Below are 16,981 nucleotides of genomic sequence, written 5' to 3'. Positions count from 1 at the left end.
TGGTGGGTTAGTCCTTGACCGTCGAGATATCAGGCGCATCGACCGCCTTCATGCCGACGACGTGGTAGCCCGAATCGACGTGATGCACTTCACCGGTGACGCCGCGCGACAGATCGGACAGGAAATAAACGCCGGAATCGCCGACTTCCTCCTGCGTCACCGTTTGCTTCAGCGGCGAATTATACTCGTTCCACTTCAGAATGTAGCGGAAATCGCCGATGCCGGAAGCGGCAAGCGTCTTGATCGGGCCAGCCGAGATGGCGTTGACGCGGATCTTCTTTGCGCCGAGGTCGACGGCCAGGTAGCGCACGCTGGCCTCGAGCGCCGCCTTGGCGACACCCATGACGTTGTAATGCGGCATCACCTTTTCGGCGCCGTAGTAGGTCAGGGTCAGCAGCGAGCCGCCATTGGCCATCAGCGCCTCGGCGCGCTTGGCAATGGTGGTGAAGGAATAGACCGAAATGTCCATGGTGCGCAGGAAATTGTCGCGCGTCGTTTCGACATAACGGCCGGTCAGTTCGTCCTTGTCGGAGAAGGCAATGGCGTGGACGAGGAAATCAAGCTTGCCCCAGTGCCTGGCGACATTGGCGAAAACCTCGTCCAGGCTCGCCGGATCGGTCACGTCGCAATGGCCGGCGACAAAGGCGCCCAGTTCCGCCGCCAGCGGCTCGACACGCTTTTTGAATGCCTCGCCCTGATAGGTCAGCGCGATCTCGGCGCCGTGGTCGACACAGGCCTTGGCGATGCCATAGGCGATCGACCTGTTGTTGGCGACGCCAAGAATAAGGCCGCGCTTGCCGGCCATTAGGCCCTGTCCACCCGCCATGTGAGCGCTCTCCGCAAGATTTCTGCTTTGTGGAGTGCCCTATCGCACAGGCACAGAGCCCCTTCAAGCGCTCAAACTGGACAGTTCGGGGGACAAGAGCCGCCGATCAGCCTTTTTGACTGCGCAACAGCGCTTCGAGTGCGCTATCGCCGCCCTCCGGCAGCATGATCCGGACATGGGCGTAGAGATCGCCGTGGCCGCCGGCCTTTTCCGGCAGGCCCCTGCCCTTCAGCCGCAGGACCTTGTCGGAGCTCGACCAGGCGGGGATGTTGACCGCGAGCCGGCCGGTCGGTGTATCGACGGGAACCTTGGCGCCGAGCACGGCATCCGCCAGCGTCACCGGCAGATCGGCGTGCAGGTCGCGGCCCTCGATGCGGTAGCGCGGATGCCGGCGAAGATGGATCTTGACCAGCGCGTCGCCCGGCAGGCCTGGCCCTTGCTCGCCCTGCCCCTTCAGCCGGATGGTCTGGCCATCCTCGACATAGGCCGGCAATTTGACGGCCACCTTGCGGCCGTCGGGGAATATCGCCGTCACTTTTTCGGCGGTCGCCGCCTCCTCGATGGTAACGTCGAGCGTCACGTTCAGATCGGCAGCGGTCGCGGGCTGGCGGCGATCTCCCATCCCGGCGCCACGCACGCCAGAAAAAGCATCGCCGAAAATCTGGCTGAAGATGTCGCTGTTGCCGTCGAACGGATCGCCGCCCGGGCGGCCGGAGCGGAATTCGAATCGCGAACCGCCAGGCCCTTGCTGCCGGCGAAATCCGCCGAAGGGATCGCCACCACCGGCAGCGCCCTCGAAGCCCTGGAATCGCGGCTTGCCGTCGGCGTCGATCTCGCCGCGATCGAAAGCGACACGATTCTTCTCGTCGCCGACGATCTCGTAGGCCTGGTTGGCCGCGGCAAATCGGTCCTTCGCCTTGGGATCATTCGGATTCTGATCCGGATGATACTTCTTGGCGAGTTTCCGATACGCCGATTTTATGTCCTTGGCCGATGCGTTCTTGGCAACGCCCAGCACCTCATAGGGGTCGCGCATGCTTACTGCCCTGGAGAAGAGTTGAGTCTCTGGTTGCTCCCTATATTGCGCTCGCATAGGAAGAAATTCCAGTGCTCGAGCAGCATATCAAAAGCGGAAGATCATAGCTTGTTCCAAAAGTCGGCGGTTGAGGATTGGCGAGGGTTTTTTGTCGATCCGGAAGGAACCGATCGCAGCCGATATCGGGATATCGGCAAGATTGGCAACGCGCCGGGCGACGAAAAAGATTCGCCGAGCCCGATCCAATCGACTTTCAGAACACGCTCAGAGCGCCCTGAAGTCCTGCATGCGCCAGCCGCCGGCGCTGGCCAGGCACAGTTCGCCTTCGAACATGGCGACGCCGTCAAAGCTTTCGCGTGAGACCTTGAAACGGCGGCATGTCTGGCCCTTGTCCTTCAACTCCGCCAGTCCGGTGATGGAACCGCGTGACCCGGTGCCGGCATTGGCCCACGGCACTGCCTGTCCGCCGAGCTGTTCGATGTCGGCCGAGGACACCGCGTTGCCGATCGTCGTCTGGTCGGAATCGCGATCCAAATTCGCTGGCACGGCCGAGACAGATGTGCTGCTGGTCAGGATGGAGCGGTCGACTTCGGCCTTTTCCAGGCTGAAGCCACCGGCGCCACAGGCGGCAAGCGGCAACGCGACTGCCACGATCGCGACTTTCGTGCTGGCCGAAGCGATAACGCCCCATTGCCTGCTGTCAAAAGCTCGCGCAATACGCGACAATCGGCAACCTCCCCCTGGCTTCGTGATAATTTGGGCTACGTGACAAATTGAGAAAAACTATGAGTGACACAGAGTTAACAAGCGGTGACTTTACCGAGGCTGCGGAGCCCTTTCGCCTCTTTGCCGCATGGCTTGAGGACGCCACGAAGAGCGAAATGAACGATCCCAACGGCGTGGCGCTGGCGACCGTCGATGCCGACGGCATGCCGAATGTGCGCATGGTTCTGCTCAAGGGGTTCGATGAGAGCGGGTTTGTCTTCTATACGAATTTTGAGAGCGCCAAGGGCCAGGAAATTCTTGGCAGCATGAAGGCGGCGATGTGCTTCCATTGGAAATCGCTGCGCCGGCAGGTGCGCATTCGCGGACCGGTGGAGATCGTCAGCGACGCCGAGGCCGACGCCTATTACGCAACGCGGCCGCGCGGCAGCCGCATCGGCGCCTGGGCCTCGAAACAGTCGCGGCCGCTGGAAAGCCGTTTCGCCCTTGAGAAGGCGGTGGCCGAATACACGGCGCGCCATGCAATCGGCGAGATCCCTAGGCCAAAGCACTGGTCGGGCTTTCGCATTGTCCCTCAGACGATCGAATTCTGGCACGACAGGCCATTCCGGCTACACGACCGTGTCGTCTTCAGCCGTGACGCGAAAGGCGGCTGGAGCAAGACGAGGCTTTATCCGTGAAAGAGAGGCTCAGGCCTTCTTCCTGGTCATGAATGCCGTCAGCGCGGCGCGCGCCTCGTCCGATTTCAGCCGCTCGCGAAAATACTCGCTCTCCTCGCCGATACGGGCGACGAGGTCATCGCGCGAGCCACGCATCAGCTCGCGGGCGATCTTCAGCGCCTGCGGTGGCTTGGCCGCGATCTGGCCGGCCGCCGCCAGCACTGCGGCTTCAAGTGCTGCTTCCTCGACCACCTCGTAGATCAAGCCGGCGACCTTCGCCCGTTCGGCCGAAAGGCCCTCGCCGAGGCCGAGCAGCGCAAACGCTCCCTGCGGTCCCAGGATTCGCGGCGCCAAAAGGCTGGATCCCGCCTCGGGCACCAGACCGAGGTCGACGAAAGGCGTCCTGAACACTGTGCGCGGTGTGGCGAAGGTCAGGTCGCAATGCAGATTGAGCGTCGTGCCGATGCCGACCGCGATGCCGTCGACGCCGGAGACGATGGGCTTCTCCACCCTTGCCAGCGCCATCAGGAAGTCCCAGACCTCGGTGCCGCCATCGCCGCCGGTGGCGACGACCATGAAATCGGCAAGGTCATTGCCGGAGGAGAAGGCGCCGGGCACGCCCAGGAAGACATGGACGCGGACCGCAGGATCGGCGTCGCCTTCGGCCAGGGTTTTTGACATTTTCGCATACATGGCGCGCGTCAGCGCGTTCTTCTTGTCCGGCCGGTTCATGCGGATGATCTGGATGGCGCCTTGGCGCTCGACGAAGATGTGGTCTGTCACGGTCTATTCCTTGTGAACGTCAGGCAGAAACCAGCGTCTTGCCGGCGGCGGCAAGGCTCTCGGCGCCTTCGACAACGCGAACCTTCAGGGCACCGACCTCGGCGATCAGGTTTTCGGCGAAGTAGCGGCAAAGAGCGATACGGCCCTGATCGGCAAGTGCGCCCTGCGCCAGATAGGTGCCGCCGGCGGCAAGCGAGATCAGCCTGAGATAGGGCGTAGCCCCTGCCAGCGCCTCTTCCGGTCGGCCATCGGCCGACAGTTTTTGCAGAAAGCGCGTCGCTTGCGTCAGATCGGCAAGTGCTGCGTCGAGAGCATCGGCGGTGCGGCCAAAACCCTGCAGGTTCGAGGTTCGCACCGCTCCTGCCACCGCAGCCAGTTCGGCGATGAAGCCATGCACATGGTCGCCACCGCCGAGCGGCAGCTTGCGCATCACCAGATCGATCGCCTGGATGCCGTTGGTGCCCTCATAGATCGGTGCGATGCGAGCATCGCGGTAGAGGGCGGCCGCGCCCGTTTCCTCGATGAAGCCCATGCCGCCATGCACCTGGACGCCGAGCGAGGCAACTTCGACACCAACGTCGGTCGAGAAAGCCTTGGCCAGCGGCGTCAGCAGGTTGGCGCGGTCGCGCCAATGCGCCGCCTCGTCGCCGTCCGAGATGCGTGCCAGGTCGATGGCGTAGGCACAGGAATAGCTGATCGCCCGTGCGACCTGCGTCAGCGCCTTCATGGTCAAGAGATTGCGCTGCACGTCGGGGTGATGGACAATCGGCGCCATGCCGGCACCGACGTAGCTTGCCGCCTTGCCCTGGCGGCGGTCGTTGGCATAGGCAACCGCCTTCTGCGTTGCGGCCTCGGCGACCGCGACGCCCTGCATGCCGACGCACAGCCGCGCATTGTTCATCATCGTGAACATGCAGGCGAGGCCCTTGTTCTCCTCGCCGATCAGCCATCCGATCGCGCCCGGCTTCGCGCCCTGGAAGCCGTCACCATAGATCATTGTGCAGGTCGGCGAGGCATGGATGCCGAGCTTGTGCTCGAGGCCGGAACAGAAGACGTCGTTGCGGGCACCGAGCGAGCCATCGTCGCCGACCAGGAATTTCGGCACCAGGAACAGCGAAATGCCGCGCGTGCCGGACGGCGCATCGGGCAGCCGCGCCAACACCAGGTGGATGATGTTGTCGGTAAAATCGTGCTCGCCATAGGTAATGAAGATTTTCTGGCCGAAGATACGGTAGCTGCCGTCGCCGGCCGGCTCGGCGCGGGCACGCAAGGCGGCGAGGTCCGAGCCCGCTTGCGGTTCGGTCAGGTTCATCGTGCCCATCCATTCGCCGGACACGAGCTTTTCGAGATATTTTGCCTTGAGGTCTTCGGAGGCGTGTTTGTCGAGCGCTTCGACCGCGCCCATGGTCAGCGTCGGGCCGATGCCGAAGGCCATGGCGGCGGAGTTCCACATTTCGAGCGCCGCCACGCCAAGCATGGTGGGCAGCGCCTGGCCGCCATAGGCTTCAGGCCCGGAGAGCGCGTTCCAGCCGCCGTCGATCCAGCGGCGATACAGCTCCTTCCAGCCGGGCGGCGTGGTGACGGCGGCACCCTTCAGCACCGCACCTTGTTGGTCGCCAATCTTGTAGAGCGGTGCCACCTCCTCGGTGGCGAAACGGCCAGCTTCGGCAACGACGGCATCGACCAGATCCTCGCCGAGATCGCCGAAGGTGCCGGCCTCAAGGGCGGATTTCATGCCCGCCACGTGCTTCAGGGTGAACGCGATATCCTCGACCGGTGCCCGATACATGCCGTTCGTTCTCCTTATGCGCGAACCCTACAGCCAGTGCTGCCCCAAAACCATCCGCTCCTGGGCGAGTCTCCCATCTCCTTTTTACGTAAACGTCAAATTTTGTCACGCGGATTTGCAGTCACGGCGGCGCGTATTAGATTCAAGCAATGCCGGATGAAATCAACCGGCGACAGATCAGAACTAGCCGACCGGAGCCGGCGCTGAACGCGGCGCTTGATATGTACGGTCAAAACCCGTACATATCGTGCTAGAGGTGATCGTGATGCCAAACCAACAGACCCGTACCACCCGTCTCGAAGCTCGGATCTCACCGGATATGCTGAGTGTGGTGAAACGTGCCGCCGAAATCCAGGGCCGCAGCGTCAGCGACTTCGTGGTCTCCGCAGCGCAGGAAGCTGCACAACGCACCATCGAGGAGACTGCTATCATCCGTCTGTCCATTGAGGACCAGCGCGCTCTGGTAGAAGCCATTCTCAATCCACCCGAACCCAATGAAGCGCTGCGCAAAGCTGCCGACGCCTACAAGCGACTTGTCGTCGAATCCCGGTGAGTCTAGATCTGATCATCGAGCCGCTGGGCGGATCGTATGATCGTAAGGCATTCAGTTGTGGCGTGCTGGCACTCGACCACTATCTACGCGAGCAGGCGAGCCAGGACGTCAAACGCCGAGTCAGCAACTGCTTTGTCGCCGCAGATCGTGATGTCGATCTCATTGCCGGATATTACACTCTTGCAGCGTCAAGCGTGCCCATAGCTTCGCTGCCACAAGACCTGACAAAACGCCTGCCGCGTTATCCAGTCCTGCCCGCCATATTGATCGGAAGGTTGGCAGTCGATACCCGATATCAGGGACAACGAGTTGGATCGATACTGATCGTGGATGCGCTCCGGCGCTGCGCCCAAGCTGCTCCTGCCTGCTTCGCGCTGATCGTCGACGCCAAGGACGACAAGGCCGCGGCTTTTTATCGCAAACATGGTTTCACGCCATTTCACGACCGCCCGTTGTCGATGTTCCTATCGGTAGCGACGGCGTTGAAGCTGTTCGACTGACGCACCGCATTGCCTTGAAAGCATTTCCTTAACCATAGCGGTCCAGGATTTGTATTCGGTCAACGGGGATTCCCTGTTTGCAAAGGACGGCGCACCTCCTTCGCCGCACAGCGCTCCTCGCTTTCGCGGCGACGATGGCGCTGTCGATAGCGGCAAGGGCTTCGGATTTTTCCGAGCCCTGGAAGAACGCCGATCGCGCCCTGGTCGTCGACGCCTACGAATACAATTCCATCGACTGGGCCCAGCTCGCCACGGACAAGCGGGTCGTTGGCTTCATCAGCAAGGCATCCGACGGCATGCCGCCGCCCTATTTCTGTTTGGGCGACGAAACCGAGGTGAAACTCTGCAAGGCATTGTGGAAACGCCACGCAGTGACGCGCGAACTGTTCCAGACCCGCCGGGTGGTCGCCAAGTCACTCGGCCTGAAATGGGGCGCCTACCATCTCGCCCGCCCCGGCAATCCGGTCGAGCAGGCCAACAATTTCCTCGATTTCGCCGAGCCCGCACCGGACGATCTCATGGCCCTCGACATCGAGGGCAACGATCCTTCGCAATGGATGTCGCTCGACGATGCCGAGGAGTTCGCGCGCCAGGTGCATCGGCGTATCGGCCGCTTCCCGGTCATCTACACCAACGGCAAGACGGCCCAGTACATTGCCGACAACAGCTACAGATACAGACTTCTGTCGCGGTTGCCGCTCTGGTACGCCCGCTACGTCAACGACATCGACGTGCATTTCCCGATGGGCAACTGGCAGGGCTACACGCTGTGGCAGTTTTCGGCGCAAGCCAATTGCGGCCGGTTCCGCTGCCCTTACAGGGTCGCCGGCACGCCCAAGGACATCGACGTCAATGTCGCGCCGACTGACGCCGCCACGCTGCGTGCGCAATGGCCGTTCGGCGGCCTCATCGACGTGCCGCCCGATTATCTCGCCTCGATACCCCTGCCGGTCTCACGCGAGGCCGGCCTCGCCGGCAATGTCACCATCACCTACGCCTCGGTAGCAGCGCCACCGACCTTCGAGGAGATGGTGGCAGCACTGGGCGCACGCTGGACGAAATTTCGCGGCGGCTTCCGCATGCCTGTCGTGAAGACGGTGCCGCGACGGCCTGGCTTCGGCATTGTCCAATATGTCGCCTGGAAGCGGACGGAACAGCGTTCTCCGGCGCAACTCGACGCCGCCTTTGCCGCCGCCGATCCACTCAGCACCGCTTCGACCGAGATCGACCGCGGCCACCGGTAGACTGCCGTCTCTCCAAAGAGACCTTCAGTTTGACTGCTCGCGCGCCACGGCCTGCCAGCCAATGTCGCGGCGGCAGAAGCCATCCGGCCAGTCGATGCGGTCGAGCGCGGCGTAGGCTCGTCTCTGCGCCTCGCCGACCGTGCTTCCCGTCGCCGTGACATTGAGGACGCGCCCGCCATTGGCGACCAGCGCGCCGCCATTGATGGCGGTACCGGCGTGGAAGATCTGGACACCGTCGCCCGCCGCGTCTTCGACGCCGCGGATGACCGACCCTTTTTCCGGCGTGCCCGGATAGCCCCTGGCCGCCATCACCACGGTAAGTGCGGCCTCGTCGTGCCAACGCACCGAAGTATGCGCAAGCTGCCCGTCGGTTGCCGCGTTGAGCAGGACCAGCAGATCGTCCTTCAGCCGCATCATCAGCACCTGGCATTCCGGATCGCCGAACCGGGTGTTGTATTCGATCAGCTTCGGGCCCTTGTCCGATATCATCAGCCCGGCGAACAGCACGCCGGCGAAGGGCGCACCAAGTTCAGCCATGCCGCGCATGGTCGGCTCGACGATCTCGCGCATGGTGCGTTCGACCATCTGTGGCGTCATCACCGGGGCAGGCGAATAGGCGCCCATGCCGCCGGTGTTAGGGCCGGTGTCGCCATCGCCGACGCGCTTGTGATCCTGTGCGGTGCCGAAGGGCAGCGCCGTAGTGCCGTCGCAGAGGCAGAAGAAGCTCGCCTCCTCGCCGGTCATGAACTCCTCGACCACCACCTCCGCACCGGCGGCACCGAAGGAACCGTCGAAACAGGCATCGAGTGCGGCCTGCGCTTCGCCGAGCGTCATAGCGACCGTGACGCCCTTGCCTGCGGCGAGCCCGTCGGCCTTGATGACGATCGGCGCGCCCATCTTCTCGACATAGGCCTTGGCGGAGGCGAGATCGCCGAAGCGCCCATAGGCAGCGGTCGGGATGTTGTATCGAGCACAGAGATCCTTGGTAAAACCCTTCGAACCTTCCAGTTGCGCGGCCGCCTTGGATGGGCCGAAGACACGAATGCCTTGCGCGCGCAAATCGTCGGCAATGCCGGCGACCAGCGGCCCTTCCGGGCCGACGACGACGAGGTCGATTTTTTTCTCCTTGCAGAAGACGGTTACAGCGGCATGGTCGGCTATATCCAGCTTCACCAATTCGGCCTCGCCGCCGATACCCGGATTGCCGGGAGCGGCGTAGAGCCTGGTCAGTAGCGGTGACGCGGCGATCTTCCAGGCGAGCGCATGTTCGCGGCCACCGGAGCCGAGAAGAAGAACGTTCATGGCCACCTCTTGATGCCGATCTCTTTGAGCACCCGCTATTGCTCTCTGGACGACGGGTCAAGGCATCAGGGTGCTTTGATCGGAATTTGCGCACGGGAACGCTACCCCAGCCGAATATGGGCGCCGAACACGGCGCCCATATTCTGGCTCGAACTCAGCCCTGGTAGACGACCGGAAACCAGTCCTCGCGCAATTTCTGCCCCGGCCGCATGCCATGGCCATGATAGGGCGGCGAGGTGCGCCCCGGCCGTTCGACGTAGCGCGCATCGTCACCAACCCAGCGCAGTGACAACGCCCGACGTCGCGCCGCCGTCAGATTGCCGCGCGCGCCATGCGCGGTCCTGAAGTCGAACAGAATTGCGTCGCCCGGCTCCATTTCCCATTCGAGCACCTTCATCGACGGATCCTTGTCGGGATCGGGCACCGGCAGGTAGTCACCATCGCCGGCATAAAATTTGCTGTCGTCGAGCCAGCGCACCGGCAGGATCATCTTGTTCCATTTGTGCGAACCGGCGATCAGCCGCAGCGTCGCCTCCTTCACCGGATCTATGGGAATCCAGAAGCTTACCGTCTGCTGGCCATCGACAAAGTAGTAAGGAATATCCTGATGCCAGGGCGTCGGCTTCTGCGTGCCGGGTTCCTTGACCAGCACATGGTCGTGGAAGAACTGCGCGGTGCGCGACTGCATGACCGCCGCCGCCCATTGCGCCGCGGGCGATTCCCGCACCACACTGACGAATTCGGGAATGCGCTCCCAGTTGCAATAGTCGTCGAAGAAACTGCCGCGACCATTGGCGATGTCAGACGCGGCGGCGCTGCGGTTCTGCATGTTGCGCTCGATGCCGGCGGCAATCGTGTCGACCCAGCCCTTGAAGGCGCCGCGGATGCAGACCGCTCCGTCACGCTGATAGTCGGCGGTTACCTTTGCATCGATTGTCTGGGTATCGATTGCGGAAGCCATGGTGTTCTCCTCTTGGAATGAACCGACTATCGCAACCAGCCTTCATTCAGTAAAATAATAACTTTCCATCCGACACATAGACTGTACCTATGAATGTGACCCTCACCCATTTGCGCTACCTTGTCGCCGTGGCGCGTCACGGCAGCGTCACGGGCGCGGCAAAGATGCTGAACGTCTCGCAGCCGTCGATTTCGGTGGCCATCGACGCGGTCGAGAAGAATTTCGGCCAGAAGCTGTTCGTCCGCCAGCGCGGAAGCGGCGTGTCACCGACATCGTTCGGTCGCGCCGTCGTGGCCAAGGCAAGACAGGTTCTCACCGAGACGGACGAACTCATCGGCCTGGGTTCAGGCAAATCGGCTGTCAGCGGAGAACTGGTGTTGGGATGCTTCGAGGACCTGGCGCCGTTCTTCGCGCCGGCCCTGCTCCGCGCCTTCTCCGAACGTCATCCGGACGTCAAGGTGGTCGTTCGCGACGAGACGTTCGAGACGCTGGGACGACGGCTCGGCGATGCGGCCATCGATCTCGGCCTCACCTATGACCTCAGCCTGCCGACACATTTCGCTCGCATCCTGCTGGGCGAACTTCGTCCGCATGCGCTGTTGCCGGCAGGCCATGCCCTGGCGGATCGCCCATCGGTCAGCCTTGCGGATCTGGCCGCCTATCCGCTGATCACCACGGACCAGCCGCACAGCTGGCAGCACATGCTCGACCTGTTCCGCAGCCGCGGCCTGTCGCCGGTGGCCGACATGACGACGAGCTCGTTCGAACTGCAGCGCAGCATGGTGGCCAACGGCTTCGGCGTTGCGGTCAGCTATACCCGTCCGTACGGCGACCGCAGCTATGACGGGCTGCCGCTTGTCCGCAAGCCGCTGTCCGATCCGCTGCCGATGCAGCGGATCCTGCTCACCTATGACTCGCATCAGCGCGTGTCGAATGCGGCGCTGTCCTTCATCGACGTGGCGAAGGGGTGGTTCGCCAGCCGCGACATCTTTGCCTCGTGAAAGGCTGACGGACCCCGCTCCCGCGCTTGCCGCTTGACGGTTTCCGCCGCTGCTGCCACTCCATGGACATGGAACCTATCCAGTCGAAAGCGGCCCAGGGCCGTGTCGCCGATGCGCCGAACGGCCATTGGGTCTATCGCGTGCTGCCACGCTCGTTATGGCCCTATGCGCAACTTGCCCGGTGGGACAGGCCGATCGGCTGGCAGTTGCTGCTGTGGCCGTGCTGGTGGTCTGCGGCCCTTGCGGCGAGCGCCTATCCGCGCCCCGGCGACCCGCTGCTGTCGCTGCTGCCGGCGCCTTGGTATCTCGTGCTGTTCCTGGCCGGCGCCATCGCCATGCGCGGCGCCGGCTGCACCTACAACGATCTCGTCGATCAGGACATCGACAACCAGGTCGAACGCACGCGCTCGCGGCCGCTGCCGTCGGGCAAGGCGACGCGCCGGCGGGCGTGGCTGTTTGTTGCGCTGCAGGCGCTGGTCGGCCTCGCGGTGCTCATACAGTTCAACAGCTTCGCCATCCTGCTCGGCATCTGCTCACTGGCAATCATCGCCATCTATCCATTCATGAAGCGGATAACCAATTGGCCGCAACTTGTACTCGGCCTTGCCTTTTCCTGGGGCGCGCTTATGGGGTGGGCGGTCGAGTTCGGCGATCTCGATGGGCCTGCAATCATGCTCTATATCGGCTCGATCCTGTGGGTGATCGGCTACGACACGATCTACGCGCATCAAGACAAGGAAGATGACGCCATTGTCGGCGTGCGCTCGACGGCACGCTTGTTCGGCGACAACACCAAATCGTGGCTGGCAGGACTCTATGGCGGCGCGCTGATCTGCTTTGCCATCGCCTTCGCGTCGGCGCAGGCTCCGGTGGTGGCGCTGGCTGGACTGATCGCCGCCGGTGCACATATGGCCCGGCAGATCGCGGTTCTGGATATCGACAATCCGGACCAATGCCTGCGGCTGTTCAGGTCGAACAACCAGGTCGGCTGGCTGATCTTCCTCGGCCTGATCGGCGGCGCTGTGTGGGTGGCGCTGAAGCCGCTGGTGTAGCGGCTTCTTACCTTTTCCGTTCCCTTGTGGAAGGAGGAAGGGTCCCTTCCTACTCCCGCGAAATGATTTCCTGGCCGTCGATGACCAGCCTGAGACCGAGGGCGCCTGCCCTGCGGCGAGCGAGGAAGCGCGGGCGGCGCGTATTGGAAACGCGGCCCTTGCGGCGATCCTGCGGCGGCAGCGTCTTGATGGCGGCGCCAAGCGATTCTTCCAGTGTACGGGCAACGCCGTCCGATTCGATCAGCAGCATCGGCAGACGGTAGGCGTCGGCCCAGGCGCGCCAGTCGGCGGCGACATCGTCGAGATCGTCGGCAACCAGCAGAGGCACCGACAGCATCGGATCGTTGTGCAGGAGTTCCAGGGTCACCGTGACATTGCCGTCCGGGTCCTCCATGGCGCGGGCGGCAACGCCGCGGAATGCATTGGCGGGCAGAACGATGATCGCGGGCAAGCCGCTCATCTCGAGCATGCGGCGGATCACGGCGCCACGCTGATCGATGGTGAAGGTCACGTCACCGTAATCGTCGCGGGTCGCGTAGCTCACCACTTGCGGCAGGCGAAATGGGTCGAGACGCATGTTGCGTCCCGCCCAGACTGGCTTCAGTCCGGTGTTCATGGATTGCCTTCCTGTCTGTCTCCTGAGAGCCGGTGTCCGGTTCTCTCCGGGCCGGTTTTTCCAGCCTCGCTTGTATGGAGACAGTAGCGTGGGCTCCTTACCGCCCCGCTTAAGAAAGTCGGTTAAATTTTGCTGATCTCAGGGATGGTTATCGGAATGCCACCAGCCACAAGATATTGAAAGGATCAGATAACCTTACCGGGATTCATGATGCCGGCCGGGTCGAACGCGGCCTTCACCCTGCGCATCAGATCGATCGCTATCGGTGGCGCGGTGGCGATCAGTTCATCGCGCTTCAACTGGCCGATGCCGTGTTCGGCCGAGATCGAACCGTGCAGGCTGCGCACCACGTCGTGCACAGCCTTGTTCATCGGATGATAGAGGGCAAGAAACGCCTCGTCGTCGCCCTCGACAGGCCGCGAGATGTTATAATGGAGATTGCCATCGCCCATATGGCCGAAGCAGACCACGCGGGCCCCGGCGCTCACCGACGCCACCGCGGCGGCGGCTTCTTCGATGAAGCGCGGGATCGATGCGATGGGCACCGAAATGTCGTGCTTGATCGAGGCTCCCTCTGGTTTCTGCGCCTCGGGCAACACCTCGCGGAAATTCCAGAACGCATCCCCCTGCCCGAGACTCGCCGCGATGACGGCGTCGCCGACGAAACCCTGTTCAAGGCCGGCCGAGAGCACGTCCTCGATCAAAGCTCTCGAATCTTCCGATGAACGACCCGACGAAATCTGCATCAGCACATACCATGGCCAATCCTCGATCAGCGGCCGCGTCACGCCCTGGGCATGCGCGAGCGTGAAATCATATGGCCGCTTGCCGATCAGTTCGAAAGCGGTCAGTGCAGCACCAGCGCGGTCCATCGCCAGGCTGAACAGGGAAAGTGCGGCGTCGGGCGACGACAGGCCGACGAAGGCCACCTCACGACCCTTCGGCTTCGGAAACAGTTTGAGCACGGCGGCGGTGATGACACCGAGCGTGCCTTCGGCGCCGACGAACAGGTTCTTCAAATCGTAGCCGGTGTTGTCCTTCTTCAGCTTGCGCAGATCATCGAACACCTCGCCGGTCGGCAGCACCACCTCGACGCCGAGGCAGAGTTCGCGCGCATTGCCATAGGCAAGCACGCCGGTGCCGCCCGCATTGGACGACAGGTTGCCGCCGACCTGGCAGGAGCCCTGCGCGGCCAGCGACAGCGGAAATAGCCGCTCGGCGGCATCGGCCGCCTCCTGCAGCGTCTGCAAGATGACACCAGCCTCGACCGTCACCGTGTTGGACAGGACGTCGATCTCGCGGATGCGGTTCAGCCGCGAAAGCGACAGGATGATCTCGCGGCCGGACCGGTCCGGCACTTGGGCACCGCCCAGCCCGGTGTTGCCGCTTTGCGGCACGACCGGCGTTCCTGTCTCGGTCGCCAGCCGCATGATCCGGCTGACCTCGTCGACGCTGCCCGGCCGCAGCACCAGCGATGTCACGCCGTGCCAGAGCCCGCGCCGCTCAATGAGGTAAGGCGCGATATCCTGCTCGTCACGCAGCGCATATTTGTCACCGACGATCGCCGCGAAGCGATCAATGAGAGCGGGATCCAATTTGGCTGAATTTTCGGTCATGCGGAAAACTATGTTGTGGGCAGCTAGATGTCACGAGGCGCGGCGGCACGCGAAAGCCGATCGTTGATCGCCTCGCCCAGACCGTCGAAGGGAACCGGCTCGACGGCGATGGTCCGCGCGCCGCTGCGGTCAAGCTCTTGCATAAAAGCGAACAGGTTGCTCGCCGCCTCGCGCAGGTCTCCGGTTTCGGATAAATTGAGGAAAGCGGCGGCGTTTCGCCAGCCTGCCGCCCGTTGGCCGCCGAAGCCGAGCAGGGCTTCGCCGGCACCGACCGTCCCGGCGTTGAGCCGCATCGCAGCGCCCGGCGCATAGTGCGAGCCAAGCATTCCTGGCGCCTCGATGTCGGTTGCACCGCCGCGCAACAGCTCCATGCCGACGGCCGCCTCGATCTCCTCGGCGGCGATGCCACCGGGCCTCAGCAGCCGCAATACTGCGCCCTCGACCTTGATAATGGTCGATTCCAGCCCGACCGGGGTTGCGCCGCCATCGACGACCAGCTTGATCCGCGGGCCGAGATCCGCCGCCACCGCTTGCGCGGTCGTTGCGCTGATTTTGCCGGATGAATTGGCGCTGGGCGCGGCAAGCGGGTGGCCGAGCCTGGCGATCAGGTCAGCGCCAAAGCCCCTCGGCATGCGCAAGGCAATCGTATCGAGCCCGGCGGTGACCAGCGGATGGATGCCGTTGCCGGGCCGTTGCGGCAGCACCAGCGTCAGCGGACCGGGCCAGAATGTCAGCGCCAGCCTCTTCGACAGCGGATCGAACAGCGCGTGGCGCTCTGCCATCGCCATATCGCCGACGTGGGCGATAAGCGGGTTGAAGCGCGGCCGTCCCTTGGCTTCGAAGATGCGCGCCACACCGATGCCGTTGGTGGCATCGCCGGCCAGCCCGTAGACGGTTTCCGTCGGGATGGCGACGACATCGCCACCCCTGAGCAGCGCCAGCGCCTGCTCCATCGCCTCGCCGACGGCAAGAATTTCAGCCACTCTCGTCACCTCACAGATGCGGGTGCGTAGTACGATGGCGGCCGTTGGGCAAGTCGACTGTTATGGCAAGGGTTGTCGGACAAGCCTGGGCTTTGGCGATTTATCAATTCCTAAAATGCTATGCTTCCACGAAAGCCGGTATCAATTCGGGCCTGCTATTGTGCCGTCTCTGGGCAAAGGGAGAGGTCATCGTGTCTGTGCGTATCCTGCTGGGTATAGTTCTTGCGGTGGCAACCGGCGGGGCTCAGGCCTCGTCTCTCGTTTTCCCGGGCGCGTCATCCTCGACACCGTCGATCATCAAGCTGGGCGCACCTATGGCCAGTGATGCAAAGTCGGTGGTGGCGGTCGGTGATGCCCAGCCCGGCGTCACCGATGAAAAGGTGGCGGCGATCCCGGACAAGCCGGAGGCCAGGCATGGCTTCCAGCCAAGCCCGATGGTCATTCGCGGCGGCATTGCCGGTCCTGCCTTCTCGGCACCGACGCCAACCGCCGAACCCGCCGCAGCTGCTGCGCCAGCCACAGGCACCGAGCCAGCGGCAGGCACTGTGCCGGCAACGGCCACCGCCTCCGCAGCCCCGTCGGGCAATGCCGAGAACCAATCCGCTCCGCCGAACGCCCCGGCGCCGGCGCCCGGTCAGCGGATGCCTCCCAATGGCTATTCCAAATAGCTTCGGCTCACGATCGCCTGGCATTGATGCGTGGCTTGACTGCCGTCTGGCGCCCGGCGCACCATTGCCAGGCCGTTTCAGTTTTATGTCAGCCGCTGGACGCTATCGCGTCGAGCGGCCCCGGGAGACGGGATTTCATCGTTAGGGGCAAGGGGGTTAGATCATGAGAAAATTCAAAGCCGTTACCGCGGCAGGGCTTCTGCTGGCTTCATTGCTTGGCGCCGGTGCGGCTTATGCCGACGACATGTTGGGATCCTATGTCGCGCGTATTTCCGATCGGGACCATCAGGCGAGTGACGGCTACGCGCTGGACAATGCCGCGCAAATGGTGCGGCAGGACCGCGCCAACTGGCACAAGTTCCACCGCCGCGACAGCGACGACGAGGGTGATGGCTGGTTCAGGACCAATGACCAGCGCGCCGATCTGCAACGCATGCTGGAGCGCGGCGGCGCCATGAGTTCCTCGACCAAGCATGCCATCGTCGATGGCGAGCCGCTGATCCAGGTCGACGTCTACGAAAACAGCGTGCGTGTCAGCGTCCTGGAAAACTGAAGGATGCGGAACGACTGACAGACGGGGGGGCGCCGGAACCGCGCCGACCCATGCAATCAAAAAAAAACCTCTGAGAGAAAAAGATAAAAAACCCCAACCGAACCGCGCGCATCGGG

General features: G+C 63.2%; 18 protein-coding genes. 8 read left to right on the top strand and 10 right to left on the bottom strand.

The window, feature by feature from the left end; translation table 11 throughout:
- Positions 1–7 precede the first annotated feature (7 nt).
- The 3 genes from fabI to NKH57_RS10915 form a co-directional block, all read right to left on the bottom strand.
- Positions 8–826 carry an enoyl-ACP reductase FabI gene (gene fabI / locus NKH57_RS10925; RefSeq protein WP_023759105.1) on the bottom strand — a complete coding sequence of 273 codons (819 nt, stop codon included), beginning with the start codon at positions 824–826 and terminating at the stop codon, positions 8–10.
- A 106-nt stretch (positions 827–932) separates the two neighbouring features.
- On the bottom strand, positions 933–1,862 hold the full coding sequence (locus NKH57_RS10920) for a DnaJ C-terminal domain-containing protein (protein ID WP_023759104.1): 930 nt from the start codon (positions 1,860–1,862) through the stop codon (positions 933–935).
- Between the two features lie 264 nt (positions 1,863–2,126).
- Positions 2,127–2,588: an RT0821/Lpp0805 family surface protein gene (locus NKH57_RS10915; protein WP_352944113.1), complete on the bottom strand. Its 462-nt coding sequence runs from the start codon at positions 2,586–2,588 to the stop codon at positions 2,127–2,129.
- 59 nt (positions 2,589–2,647) lie between these two features.
- Between NKH57_RS10915 and pdxH the strand changes: the two genes are divergently transcribed.
- Positions 2,648–3,265, top strand: a complete 618-nt coding sequence (gene pdxH, locus NKH57_RS10910) for a pyridoxamine 5'-phosphate oxidase (RefSeq protein ID WP_352944111.1) — start codon at positions 2,648–2,650, stop codon at positions 3,263–3,265.
- A gap of 9 nt (positions 3,266–3,274) precedes the next feature.
- On the opposite strand, the gene NKH57_RS10905 is transcribed toward pdxH, so the two are convergent.
- Complete coding sequence (locus tag NKH57_RS10905) at positions 3,275–4,027, bottom strand: crotonase/enoyl-CoA hydratase family protein (RefSeq protein WP_352944109.1); 753 nt, start codon at positions 4,025–4,027, stop codon at positions 3,275–3,277.
- A gap of 19 nt (positions 4,028–4,046) precedes the next feature.
- The gene (locus tag NKH57_RS10900; protein WP_352944107.1) at positions 4,047–5,816 is read right to left on the bottom strand and encodes an acyl-CoA dehydrogenase family protein; all 1,770 of its coding nucleotides are present in this window, start codon (positions 5,814–5,816) and stop codon (positions 4,047–4,049) included.
- A gap of 265 nt (positions 5,817–6,081) precedes the next feature.
- Here NKH57_RS10900 and NKH57_RS10895 point away from each other — a divergent pair, with 265 nt between their 5' ends.
- The 3 genes from NKH57_RS10895 to NKH57_RS10885 all read left to right on the top strand — a co-directional run bounded on the left by NKH57_RS10895 (position 6,082) and on the right by NKH57_RS10885 (position 8,113).
- Positions 6,082–6,369: a type II toxin-antitoxin system TacA family antitoxin gene (locus NKH57_RS10895; RefSeq protein ID WP_023759098.1), complete on the top strand. Its 288-nt coding sequence runs from the start codon at positions 6,082–6,084 to the stop codon at positions 6,367–6,369.
- On the top strand, positions 6,366–6,869 hold the full coding sequence (locus NKH57_RS10890; RefSeq protein WP_023759097.1) for a GNAT family N-acetyltransferase: 504 nt from the start codon (positions 6,366–6,368) through the stop codon (positions 6,867–6,869). Before NKH57_RS10895 ends, NKH57_RS10890 begins: the two co-directional genes overlap by 4 nt.
- A 77-nt stretch (positions 6,870–6,946) precedes the next feature.
- A complete protein-coding gene (locus NKH57_RS10885; RefSeq protein WP_502907276.1) occupies positions 6,947–8,113 on the top strand; it encodes a glycoside hydrolase family 25 protein in 1,167 nt (388 codons plus the stop codon).
- 24 nt (positions 8,114–8,137) lie between these two features.
- Here the strand turns inward: NKH57_RS10885 and purD are convergent, their stop codons facing one another.
- Positions 8,138–9,415 carry a phosphoribosylamine--glycine ligase gene (gene purD / locus NKH57_RS10880; protein WP_352944105.1) on the bottom strand — a complete coding sequence of 426 codons (1,278 nt, stop codon included), beginning with the start codon at positions 9,413–9,415 and terminating at the stop codon, positions 8,138–8,140.
- A 154-nt stretch (positions 9,416–9,569) separates the two neighbouring features.
- Positions 9,570–10,376, bottom strand: a complete 807-nt coding sequence (locus NKH57_RS10875) for a phytanoyl-CoA dioxygenase family protein (RefSeq protein WP_352944103.1) — start codon at positions 10,374–10,376, stop codon at positions 9,570–9,572.
- A gap of 89 nt (positions 10,377–10,465) precedes the next feature.
- On the opposite strand from NKH57_RS10875, the gene NKH57_RS10870 reads away from it, so the two are divergent.
- Positions 10,466–11,377, top strand: a complete 912-nt coding sequence (locus tag NKH57_RS10870) for a LysR family transcriptional regulator (protein ID WP_352729094.1) — start codon at positions 10,466–10,468, stop codon at positions 11,375–11,377.
- A gap of 68 nt (positions 11,378–11,445) precedes the next feature.
- Positions 11,446–12,429 carry a 4-hydroxybenzoate octaprenyltransferase gene (gene ubiA / locus NKH57_RS10865; RefSeq protein WP_352600751.1) on the top strand — a complete coding sequence of 328 codons (984 nt, stop codon included), beginning with the start codon at positions 11,446–11,448 and terminating at the stop codon, positions 12,427–12,429.
- Between the two features lie 49 nt (positions 12,430–12,478).
- Here the strand turns inward: ubiA and NKH57_RS10860 are convergent, their stop codons facing one another.
- From NKH57_RS10860 to NKH57_RS10850, 3 genes are all read right to left on the bottom strand, one after another.
- Positions 12,479–13,045: a DUF6101 family protein gene (locus tag NKH57_RS10860; protein ID WP_352944101.1), complete on the bottom strand. Its 567-nt coding sequence runs from the start codon at positions 13,043–13,045 to the stop codon at positions 12,479–12,481.
- A gap of 185 nt (positions 13,046–13,230) precedes the next feature.
- Positions 13,231–14,661: an FAD-binding oxidoreductase gene (locus tag NKH57_RS10855; protein ID WP_352944099.1), complete on the bottom strand. Its 1,431-nt coding sequence runs from the start codon at positions 14,659–14,661 to the stop codon at positions 13,231–13,233.
- Between the two features lie 23 nt (positions 14,662–14,684).
- Positions 14,685–15,644, bottom strand: a complete 960-nt coding sequence (locus NKH57_RS10850) for an L-threonylcarbamoyladenylate synthase (protein ID WP_352944097.1) — start codon at positions 15,642–15,644, stop codon at positions 14,685–14,687.
- A 191-nt stretch (positions 15,645–15,835) separates the two neighbouring features.
- On the opposite strand from NKH57_RS10850, the gene NKH57_RS10845 reads away from it, so the two are divergent.
- Positions 15,836–16,312 carry a hypothetical protein gene (locus NKH57_RS10845; protein ID WP_352944095.1) on the top strand — a complete coding sequence of 159 codons (477 nt, stop codon included), beginning with the start codon at positions 15,836–15,838 and terminating at the stop codon, positions 16,310–16,312.
- A 163-nt stretch (positions 16,313–16,475) separates the two neighbouring features.
- Positions 16,476–16,865 (top strand): hypothetical protein, encoded by a 390-nt coding sequence (locus tag NKH57_RS10840; RefSeq protein ID WP_352944093.1) that lies wholly within the window; start codon positions 16,476–16,478, stop codon positions 16,863–16,865.
- Positions 16,866–16,981 lie beyond the last annotated feature (116 nt).

The organism is Mesorhizobium sp. M1050 (assembly GCF_040318715.1).
Classification (GTDB): Bacteria; Pseudomonadota; Alphaproteobacteria; order Rhizobiales; family Rhizobiaceae; genus Mesorhizobium.
The sequence above is the reverse complement of the archived record's forward strand: the minus strand, read 5'-3'. Positions and strand labels throughout refer to the sequence as shown.